Annotated in this window: 5 protein-coding genes; all 5 read left to right on the forward strand. The window is 28.1% G+C overall.

From position 1 onward, the window contains the following. Positions 1 to 28 precede the first annotated feature (28 nt). The 5 genes from H9D55_RS08060 to H9D55_RS08080 all read left to right on the forward strand — a co-directional run bounded on the left by H9D55_RS08060 (position 29) and on the right by H9D55_RS08080 (position 2,241). Complete coding sequence (locus H9D55_RS08060) at positions 29 to 184, forward strand: hypothetical protein (RefSeq protein WP_186078425.1); 156 nt, start codon at positions 29 to 31, stop codon at positions 182 to 184. Between the two features lies 1 nt (position 185). Then, entirely contained in the window at positions 186 to 500 is a 315-nt protein-coding gene (locus H9D55_RS08065; protein WP_186078426.1) for a hypothetical protein, read from the forward strand. 304 nt (positions 501 to 804) lie between these two features. Continuing rightward, positions 805 to 1,197, forward strand: a complete 393-nt coding sequence (locus H9D55_RS08070) for a YolD-like family protein (protein WP_186078427.1) — start codon at positions 805 to 807, stop codon at positions 1,195 to 1,197. A 37-nt stretch (positions 1,198 to 1,234) separates the two neighbouring features. Beyond that, complete coding sequence (locus H9D55_RS08075; protein WP_186078428.1) at positions 1,235 to 1,591, forward strand: hypothetical protein; 357 nt, start codon at positions 1,235 to 1,237, stop codon at positions 1,589 to 1,591. Between the two features lie 350 nt (positions 1,592 to 1,941). After that, positions 1,942 to 2,241, forward strand: coding sequence for a hypothetical protein (locus H9D55_RS08080; protein WP_208454743.1), 300 nt, complete (start codon positions 1,942 to 1,944; stop codon positions 2,239 to 2,241). Positions 2,242 to 2,321: the final 80 nt, after the last annotated feature.

The following is a 2,321-nucleotide window of genomic DNA, read 5'->3' on the forward strand; positions in this document are numbered from 1 at the left end:
GTATAAGTATTTTACTAGGAGGAATATTATGAAAAAACTAAGAGTTTATGCTTTATTATTCTTATTAATGTCTATAATCACTCTAATAATGGATTTTAATAAATTTTGGGGTATTATTACTGCAATTATTATCGTTACTATAGTTGGTTTAATAGAACATAAACATAAAAAAAGAGATGAATAATATGAAGAAAATTATTAGTGTATTTTTAACAACTGCATTAATAGTGACAGTTTTTAACCCTATGGTTTCTAGCACATCACAAATTAATTATACGAATTATAATGTGCAAAGCGAAGAAAATTTTGACAATAACGTTTTTAGTGTACCTGGAGGTACAAATTTATGTAAAATTATTAAAACTTCTTATGCTGATAATGTGACTTACAATAATTGGGAGCATAAAATTATAACTCAGATAATAAATGCTGCATTTATTGGCGGTGTTTATAAAGTTACAACATCTCTAGCTAGAGCAATAGGTTTTTCTAGTATATAGAGTGCATTTATTAAGATTCCTAAGTCGCAAAATACGTATGTAACTATTCAAACGAGAGAATGCAAAGATTCACAGGGAATTCACCATTCTGCGATTATTACTTATTATAAAAATGCAAAAAGGACTCAGTATCTATATCAAGAATATAGAAATTTCTAATTTTTAGAGAATCCTATAAAAGATTCAATAAGCTAAACAAGGAAATTATAAGTATCATTAAAAACAAGCACTTGTTTTGATGTGCTTGTTTTTTTATTTATAAATTAAATATATGTTCGTATAGTTAACACAAGGAGTGACCATTATGAAACTTGAGTATAGACAAACAAAATATAAAAAATTAAATTCTAAAATTCCAAAAGGAAGAGGTATGGTAAAATGGATGCCATTTGCAACCATGCCAGAGCAATATGAGGCGATACAAGAATTGATAGAGGCACATAATTTAAAAGATGTACCGATATTACCAAATGATATGTTAGAAAAGAATGAAAGAATTGCTAAAGAAATGATTGGACAAACTGTGATTGTTCGTTATTGGTCAGCTGGACAAGAAATTATGATGGAATATACTCTTGCTGGGATACATGAAGAAACTGAGAAAATCATCTTTCATAAAAATAATAAAATATTACCAATACATTTCTATAATGTATATGAAATAATAAGAGGTGGATATATAGATCGAATTATATAATCTTAGATTTAAAAAATTAATTATTGGGTGATGTAATGTGTTATTTTGTGATTTCTGCCGTATACTTAATACTAATCTAAGAAGAATACAAAGAAGTGAAGATGAAAGAGGTTATATTTTAACTTGCAAAACTTGTGAAACTAAACAAGACTTAGAACAATATCCAACTTATGTAGTAAGTGACTTAATAAAATTTATTGAGGAAAATAGAGATAGTTTATTATCACCAAAAGTTATAAAATCAGATGATGAATCAGAGTATCTTATATTTAGTAACGATTTACAATATTTAACGAGAAAAGAATTAAAATTCATTGCAGATGAAATTTATAAAACGTTGCAACTGGATGAATCATTGGATAAATTTATTGAAAATAATAATTTTAAAAGCTAAATGACCTATGTCAAAAAATTATAGTTATTTAACTTAATACATCGATGGAAGCACTCCTTACGGAGTGCTTTTTATTATGCATCTTCATCTGCCATCAATATCTGTAAAACAGCATGTTGTATGATCAGATTCAGTCGTATGAAACGCAAAGTGTTTCGTTTTCTCACACTCCATTTCGCTAAGTAGTTATTTGTTTTGAAAGTGACGCTAATCTATTCTGGGTTTGCAACGCAAGGGTAAGCATGCAGTTGATCCTAACTCTCATACTCATAAGGATAACTAGCCCTTGAATTTCACTATGAATAGATTAAATACGTGCCACAAAACAAAATACCTACTGCTTCATTACAGTGAGTGTAGTAGAAAGACTGGTAAACATGAGAAAAATATTTGTAGAAGAATTATCACAGAAAAGAAAGGATTTATTTACACACTTAGCTAAACAGTTTTCAAAAGAAAATAACGTAAATTTAGATGAGTCACTTGATGGATTAGAAAGTAAAATAAGTGATTTACAACATGATTCAGAAAGTGCTTTAGGATTTAGAATTTGTGAGAATACAGAATGCAGAGAGTTATTCAATGAAGGATATATGATGGAAGATAACTGTGATAACTATTGTACAAAAGAATGTGCAGAAAAAATATAACCAGACATTGTAGAAGAAGATTATGACACATACACAATTTTTTGGACAGAATGGCAACCAGAATAATATGCTATAATGTA

This window comes from Phocicoccus pinnipedialis (assembly GCF_903994035.1).
Classification (GTDB): Bacteria; Bacillota; Bacilli; order Staphylococcales; family Salinicoccaceae; genus Phocicoccus; species Phocicoccus pinnipedialis.

What these genes read in the sequence shown, in the direction of transcription:
- H9D55_RS08070 (WP_186078427.1), top strand. Translation starts at nt 805, where the DNA reads ATGAAACTTGAGTATAGACAAACAAAATATAAAAAATTAAATTCTAAA.
- H9D55_RS08060 (WP_186078425.1), top strand. Translation starts at nt 29, where the DNA reads ATGAAAAAACTAAGAGTTTATGCTTTATTATTCTTATTAATGTCTATA.
- H9D55_RS08065 (WP_186078426.1), top strand. Translation starts at nt 186, where the DNA reads ATGAAGAAAATTATTAGTGTATTTTTAACAACTGCATTAATAGTGACA.